The 7,158-nt window shown below is 63.6% G+C and carries 10 protein-coding genes; all 10 read right to left on the reverse strand.

The window, feature by feature from the left end:
* Window positions 1-81: 81 nt before the first annotated feature.
* Entirely contained in the window at window positions 82-741 is a 660-nt protein-coding gene (locus QZ409_RS10715) for a ChrR family anti-sigma-E factor (protein WP_296710573.1), read from the reverse strand.
* On the reverse strand, window positions 738-1,301 hold the full coding sequence (locus QZ409_RS10720; protein WP_296710574.1) for a sigma-70 family RNA polymerase sigma factor: 564 nt from the start codon (window positions 1,299-1,301) through the stop codon (window positions 738-740). The genes QZ409_RS10715 and QZ409_RS10720 overlap by 4 nt, the downstream gene beginning before the upstream one ends.
* Window positions 1,302-1,483: 182 nt before the next feature.
* Entirely contained in the window at window positions 1,484-2,125 is a 642-nt protein-coding gene (gene folE / locus QZ409_RS10725; RefSeq protein ID WP_296710576.1) for a GTP cyclohydrolase I FolE, read from the reverse strand.
* A 749-nt stretch (window positions 2,126-2,874) separates the two neighbouring features.
* The gene (locus QZ409_RS10730; protein WP_296710578.1) at window positions 2,875-3,597 is read right to left on the reverse strand and encodes a cytochrome c biogenesis protein CcdA; all 723 of its coding nucleotides are present in this window, start codon (window positions 3,595-3,597) and stop codon (window positions 2,875-2,877) included.
* Window positions 3,594-3,980 (reverse strand): thioredoxin family protein, encoded by a 387-nt coding sequence (locus QZ409_RS10735; RefSeq protein ID WP_296710581.1) that lies wholly within the window; start codon window positions 3,978-3,980, stop codon window positions 3,594-3,596. Before QZ409_RS10735 ends, QZ409_RS10730 begins: the two co-directional genes overlap by 4 nt.
* Window positions 3,981-4,083: 103 nt before the next feature.
* Window positions 4,084-4,830 (reverse strand): SDR family NAD(P)-dependent oxidoreductase, encoded by a 747-nt coding sequence (locus tag QZ409_RS10740; protein WP_296710582.1) that lies wholly within the window; start codon window positions 4,828-4,830, stop codon window positions 4,084-4,086.
* Complete coding sequence (locus QZ409_RS10745) at window positions 4,823-5,257, reverse strand: DUF3429 domain-containing protein (RefSeq protein WP_296710584.1); 435 nt, start codon at window positions 5,255-5,257, stop codon at window positions 4,823-4,825. The genes QZ409_RS10740 and QZ409_RS10745 overlap by 8 nt, the downstream gene beginning before the upstream one ends.
* Window positions 5,247-5,663 (reverse strand): DUF393 domain-containing protein, encoded by a 417-nt coding sequence (locus tag QZ409_RS10750; protein WP_296710586.1) that lies wholly within the window; start codon window positions 5,661-5,663, stop codon window positions 5,247-5,249. The genes QZ409_RS10745 and QZ409_RS10750 overlap by 11 nt, the downstream gene beginning before the upstream one ends.
* A gap of 14 nt (window positions 5,664-5,677) precedes the next feature.
* Complete coding sequence (locus QZ409_RS10755; RefSeq protein WP_296710589.1) at window positions 5,678-6,106, reverse strand: BLUF domain-containing protein; 429 nt, start codon at window positions 6,104-6,106, stop codon at window positions 5,678-5,680.
* Between the two features lie 7 nt (window positions 6,107-6,113).
* Entirely contained in the window at window positions 6,114-6,818 is a 705-nt protein-coding gene (folE, locus tag QZ409_RS10760; RefSeq protein WP_296710592.1) for a GTP cyclohydrolase I, read from the reverse strand.
* Window positions 6,819-7,158: the final 340 nt, after the last annotated feature.

The following is a 7,158-nucleotide window of genomic DNA, read 5'->3' on the forward strand; positions in this document are numbered from 1 at the left end:
CGACATGGCCTGGGGCTGCTTCCTCACCGGCCTCGCGGCCCTGGCCGGCTATGCCGCCGGCCGGCTCTCCTGATAGGCTGATCAAATCCCCATCAGCGGCTGGAACAGCCGGCCGAGCAGGGAATGGATGCGCAGCGGCGCTTCGACCGCCGCGAGGCACAGGCACTCGCCGTCCGCCGTCACGCGCGGTTCATGGTCCTTCACCTCGTCGTCCGCTTCTTCAACGTCGCCGGGGCCGTAAGCGCCATGTGCGCTGGAAAAGGCGCCGTAGAGCACCTGGGTCAGCTCCAGCCCGCGATGGCCGTGAGCCGGCGTCGCATGGCCGGGGGCGATTTTCAGCAGGATCACGCGTTCGCGCGGCGCATCGGGCAGGCGGACCCGCGCCCAGCGCAATTTGGGATGGACGAAGCGCCAGGGGCCGACGTCGCAATTGGCCAAGGCGGCGGGCAAGGCATAGCGGTCGTCGAGAATGCGCGCGGGCGGCGCGGCGCGGAGCCGGCGCGGCGCGGCGGACTCCGTGTCGATGCGGGCGAATATTTTTTCGAGCGAGGACGACGAAACCGGCGCCGGCGGCAGGTCTTCCAGCAAGGCGCCGCCGGCCGCCTCGAACAGGCGGATCTGCTCCCGGCAGCGCGGGCAGGATTCGAGATGGACGTCGACGACGAGCCGAAGCCCCGCGCCCAGGTTTCTCGAGGCGTGGCGCAGCAGGGTTTCGTCGCTGGGATGCTGGCGCGGACTCACGGGCTTTCCTCCAGCAGGCTTCTCAGCCGCGCGAGGGCGAGCCGCATCCGGGATTTGACCGTGCCGAGCGGGATGCCAAGGTCGCGCGCGATGGCCGAATGCGGCTTTTCGGCGAAATAGGCCTGTTCGAGCACAGAGGCCTGTTCACGCGTCAATTGAGCCAGGGCTTTCCTCACGTTGCGCTCGCGCTCTGCGGCGAGCAGGCTTTCCTCGCCGCCCGGACTGTCGTCGATCGGGTCCCAGTCCTCCAGCGGCTGAGTCGCGCGGTTTTGCTTGCGGCGCAGATAATCGACGCGCTGGTTGCGCGCGATGACGAAGACCCAGGTCGAGACGCCGCCGAATTTCTCATCGTAAAGTCCCGCCTTCCGCCAGATCGCGATCATGGTTTCCTGGACGATGTCCTCGATCTGGACGGGCGGCAGGCCGGTGCGCGACAGCCACGCCGTGAGGCGCGGGGCGAAAAAGCCATGCAGGCGCGCGAAGGAATCGCGGTCCTGAGTCCGGGCCACGGCTTGCAGCCATGATTTGAGCGTTTCGGCCGTGGGAGCCGAAGGTTCCACGTTGTCCGCCCGCACTCGAATATTGTCACCTTGTCTGGGACTCCCGTCCGCTTTCGCGCGTGGCGAAAGCGGGAGCGAAGCACTCCGCCGCTTAAGGGACGGCATTATCCCCAAACAGACGTGCAGGTCCAGCGCCGGGGCGCCAGAGAAGTCCAGCGCGGGGCCGTCGAAGAGCGACGGGTTCATCGGCCGTGCGCCAAAGCGAAGAAGCGCGCCTGCGCCGCAGGATCGTCGCGCAACAGGCCGGAGAAGCGCAGGGTCGTCGTCATCGCGCCCGGCTTGCGCACGCCGCGCATCGACATGCACATGTGTTCGGCCTCGATCAGGACGGCGGCGCCGCGCGAGGTCAGGAAATCGTCGAGCGCGCGGAGAATTTGCGAGGTCATCGTCTCCTGGGTTTGCAGCCGTCGCGCATAGACTTCGACCAGGCGCGCCAGTTTCGAGAGCCCGACGACGCCGCGCTCCGGGTAATAGGCGATATGGGCCTTCCCGAAGAAGGGCGCCATATGGTGCTCGCAATGCGAGACGAAGGGAATGTCGCGTACGAGAACCATTTCGTCATAGCCCTCCACGTCCTCGAATACTGTGTCGAGGATCTCCGCTGGATCTTCGCCGTAGCCAGCGAAAAGTTCGCCGAAGGCCTTGGCGACGCGCGCCGGCGTATCGAGTAAGCCTTCGCGAGCAGGATCGTCGCCGGCCCAGGCGAGCAGCACGACGACGGCGGCTTCCGCCTCGGCGCGGCTCGGACGCGGGACGGGGGCCCGCGTGTCATCCAGCTCAGTCCTGAGCGATCGGACGTCAATGTCCTGAGCCAGTTCGTCCATGTCGCATCCCCGCGCCGGCAAGCAATTTCATATGGCGTTGGTTTTTACGCTCGAAACGGAACGATGGTTCAGTTCGATCGCGGCATTTTCTGCTTTCGCCAAATGGTTCGCCCGGCTCCAGATCGTGCGCGCGAGCGGGGGCATCAGGTCTGCAAGGCTTTCGCTCTTGCAAGGCGAAGGACCTAACCACGGCTCCCGAAGTGCGTTTGTCATTGAGGCCCGCCAGACGCCGCCCTTGGCGAAACCCCCGCGTTGCCTTACGGTCCATTCTAGACCTAGGAAGCAGACTTTCGGTTCTTTGCCGGCTTCCGCCCGTTGGTGCCGGTGAGGACTGCGGGCTCGAATGACCGCCTCGGGTCACGAGCGCTGATTCATTTCGATTTCGGAACGTCCGCTGAGTGTGCGATCGCCGCCGGAGGGGCCTTCATGTCGTAAGACCGCAACGAGCCGAGAGGCGACTTCGTTTTGATTGTCGCGATAGGGCTGGAATCGGCGGGAAGCGGGCATAGGTCGAAGGGCCGGTCCCGACCGTAGACCGGTCGATGGCGGAATGGCAAAAGTGCGCCAGAACCGGAAATTTCGCGTTGGCTGAATGGCACTAATTTCTTGCGGAAAGATCGAGGATATTGGCTCTTCGCAAGGCGAGAATGGTTAGACGCGATGCCGGCGTCTCAACTTCCAAAAGGTATGGGTCGGACGCCAAGCAGGCAAGCGCTATGGCGGAGGTGAAAGCGAGCCGTTCTTGCTTTTCAAAGGCTCCCAGCGAAGCGGGCGAGCCAATCCGGCATGTGGGTCAAAGCGGCCGCCTCCAGCCCATGATCCGCCCCCGTCAAGATCAGCAATCCCACCAGAGCGAAGGCTCCTCCCAGCCCGACACGCGCGCCGGCCCCCGTCGCCAGAGCGGCCCGGCGGCCGCCCGAAGTCAGCCGCGCCAGTCCATAGCCAAGCGCCAGCAGCGCGCCGGCCGCGCCAAAAGCGAAGAAACTCATCGACAGCATAGCGAAAGCCATCGTTCCGCCTCTGGCGGCCAGAACGAAGGCGGCGCCAAGGGTCGGCCCGGCGCAAGGCGCCCAGGCGAAAGCCAACAGAGCCCCTGCGGCGGCCTGACCCAGCAATCCCGAATGCGGCAATTCCTGTTGCAGAAAGGCCGCGAGACGCTGCAGCGGCGCCAGGCCCGTCTCCAGTCGATGCGCTAAGGTGGGAAACAGCAGAGAAACGCCGACGATCAGGATAAGAACCGCCGCAACGGAGCGTAACAGAGGCGAGCCGCCGAAATCGACGCCGAGCGAAGCCAAAAAGCCGCCGAGCAGCCCGAAAGTCAGGGCGAGTCCGGCCGCCATGGCAAGCGGCGCCCGGGGGTCGCTCGCTCGCGCCCCAGCCACAACCACCGGCGCGAGCGGCAGGACGCAGGGGCTCAGGATGGTCAGGACCCCGGCGAGAAAAGACAAGGGTAGGGACCAGAACGAGATCAAAGCGCGGCCTTCAGAACGTCGACCACGGAAGCCTCGCTAACGCCCCAGGACATGCGCGCGACTTCCTTGCCTCCACGATAGGCGATCAGCGTCGAGCGCGGACAATCGAGAGACTTCACCACATCCTTCTGTCCGTCATAATCGACGCGATAAAAGGTCAAACCTTTGTAGGCCGGATCATTTTTCAGCCCGTCGAGAATCGATTCCTGCATGTGACATTGCAAGCACCACGGGGCATAGACATGCACGATGACCGGCTTGCCGGCAGAGATCGCCGCCTGCGCGGCGCTCTTGTCATAGGGCCGCACCGTAAACGCGCGCGCGCCGGAACTTGCCAGCGCCGCCGCGGCGAGCATTGCGAGAAACAAACGCCGATCCTGCATGATGCGCTCCCGAAAAAAAGCGGTGTCGTTTCAAATACGCAGGACGGAAGCCGAAAGGTTCAACGACGACGAATATTTCGCGGCTTTTTCCTCGCTCAACTTTTCACCAGGGGATTTTCGCGCCATCCCAGGCAAAGAAGCCGCCCGTATCGCCGGGACCCAGCGCATCCATCACCTGCAACAAAGCGGTTGCCGATCGTTCGGGGCTGAACAGCTTTTCGTCGGGAACACCTGACTGGAACGGTGCGCTGAGGGCCGTCTTCACCGTGCCGGGATGAAGCGCCACGCAAACGCCATTTGGTCTGGCGCGGCGATGCTCAATGGCGAGCGTGCGGATGAACATGTTGAGAGCCGCCTTGGACGCGCGATAGCCGTACCAACCCCCAAGCCGGTTATCACCAATGCTTCCGACACGCGCCGAAATGGCGGCGAAAAGGCTGCTCCGATCGCGCGGCGTGAGTGGCAGCAGATGCTTGGCGACCAAGGCCGGACCGACCGCGTTGACGGCGAACAATTCGCGCAGGGCGTCCGCGTCGAGCGCCCGCATCGATTTTTCGGGCTTGAGCTCGAAGCCACTCAGGCGACCGGTGGCGACGACAATGCGGATCGGAACGCCAAGTGTCGCCACGAGGCGCGCCCCGGCGGCGATGGAATCCTCGTCGAGGATATCCACGGCCGCCCAGGCGCGCCGCGCGTTGTCTTCCCAGCCGTCCGGGCGCCGACGCGAGAGAGCGACGACCCGCTCATAGGCCCCGCTTTCGACCATCAGCTCTGCTAGGGCGCGGCCAAGTCCGCCGCTCGCGCCAACCACCACGGCGATGGCCGGATCGGCGGAGCCGGCGTCAGACAAGCGCCAGCCCTGCCGCGATGAGGCCGGCGACGGCGCCGACGGAGAGCGTCGTGCGCAGACCCGGGAACCAAGGCGGGGCGTCCGCCGACATCAAATCCCAAGCCCAATGCGCTGCAAGCGCGAGGGCAAGGCCAAAAAGTCTCTGGCTGGGCGAAAGAACGGGGAGTTCCAGTAGCGTCAGCGCCACCAGAGTCGGGATCATCGAGAGGCCAATGACACCGGCGTCCGGCGCAGGTTTGCGGGCTTCCATCGCCCAGCGGACGCCGCCGAGGAAGGAGAGGATCAGCGCCGCGTAATGGGCCTCAAGCGCAAGGATCAGTTGCGCGGACTGTGGTCGCACCCAGGCTATAACCGGAGGGAGCAGGAAAGGGATGAGCCCCAGCAGTCCATAGGCCCGCACAGCCGCAGGAGTGGCCTCACGCGCCATCGCGCCTCCTCGGGGGCGCGAAACCCGCCTCGATGAGCCTCAATCCGCGCTGCAGGGCCGGACGCACATGCAGGAAACCGTCGTAGGAAAGTTCAAGCAGCCAAAGAACCGGCCGGGTTCGCGCCATCATGCCAAGCGGCTGCAAAAGCGGCATGGCCCGCCACATGGCGGCGAAGGCGGCGGCGCCCGTTACGATATCGCCGTCCTTCTCCCGCGCATGGAGACGAAGCAGCATCGCTGTCCGGTCTTTTGGGCATTGCGCTTCCCGCGCGATGTCAACGAAGGTCACGCGCCCGCGGCGGTCGAGGCGACGCATGAGCGCGATTTCCCGGGCGCACAGCGGACAGGCTCCGTCATACCAGACGGTGACGCGACTCGAACCACAAGCAGCGGGAGGCTGATCCATGGCTTGGTCTCCGTTCACTCGCCGCGCGGGGTAATCGCCGCCGTGGCGACCAGTTCAGTCAGCAGGGACAAGGTCGCCTGACCCGAACAATCGAAGGGATTGAGTTCGGCCCTGCGGAAATATTTCAGCAGAACGGACGGATTGACCCGATCGATATTGATCTGCCCCATGGTCCAGTTACCGAACTGCCGCTCGCTGATTTCCTCATAGATCAGCAGGCGCACCTGTTCGTGCCGCTCGTCGCGGACGATGGAATTGTAGATCTCGCAGACCTCGTCGCGGCCTCCTTCCAGGACTTGCACGAAAAGATTGTTGGAGACGCAAAGCAGGCCGGTGAGTCCCAGAGCCGGATTGTTCTTCCGCGCCTGCTGGAGAATGCCGTCTAGAGCCCGAGCGTCGCAAGAGGCAGATGGGCGGCTGGCATATAGACAACGAACGAGCATTTCGCCCTCACGGCTTCAGGTTCAGCAAAGACAGGAATTCGGCGCGCAAGGTGTGGTCCTTGAGAAAAGAGCCACGCATGACGCTGTTGATCATCTTGGTCTGATTATCTTTGACCCCCCGCCATTGCATGCAGAAATGGTCGGCCTCCATGACGACGGCGAGTCCGTCGGGCTGAACCTTGTCCATGAGCAGATTGGCCATCTGCGCGATCGCCTCTTCCTGGATCTGCGGGCGTGACATGACCCATTCGGCCAATCGCGAATATTTCGACAGGCCGATCAGGTTGGAATGCTCGTTGGGCATTAGTCCGATCCACAGCCGGCCGATGATTGGGCAGAAATGGTGGCTACAGGCGCTCCGCACCGTGACCGGGCCGACGATCATCAGTTCGTTGAGCAATTCGGCATTGGGGAATTCGGTGACCGGCGGCGCCTTCATGTAGCGGCCACGAAAAACCTCGGTCAGATACATTTTGGCCACGCGTCGCGCCGTGTCCTGGGTGTTGTGATCGCTTTCGGTGTCGATCACGAGGCTTTCCAGCACGCCCTTGAATTTGCCCTCTACCTCGTCGAGCAACGCCTCCAGTTCGCCCGGCTCCAGAAAGGCCGAAATATTGTCGTTGGCGTTGAACCTCTTATTGGCTTCGACGAGCCGCCGTCTGACTCGCGCGGAGACAGGTTCATCGGGTCCTGGTGCGTCCGGGCGTTCCACTTAATCTCTATTCCCTTTCGCCCCGCATCGAGGCTCTGACCTCTGATTTAACAGGATTCCAAGTATGCTGGGAGTCTCTTCGGACCTACCGGCGCGAGCGCGTTTAATGGCGGGACGCATGGTTTGTACGGAGCAGGCCGCGCTGTGGCTCAGTCCGCCAACCAGCAAAATCCGGCCAATCGCTTTTCGAGGCCTGAATAGTGTTGATTTCCGTTTGGAACTGACCCGGGATTTTCACTGAGAAGTGACCCGCCTTTTTATGTTCCTGCGGTCAGGTTTTGGTCAAGGCATTGGCTTTCTCCTTTCGTCCTTTTGCGGTTGCGGCGCTGGCCTTGAAGCG

Source organism: Rhodoblastus sp., assembly GCF_019449565.1.
Classification (GTDB): domain Bacteria; phylum Pseudomonadota; class Alphaproteobacteria; order Rhizobiales; family Beijerinckiaceae; genus Rhodoblastus.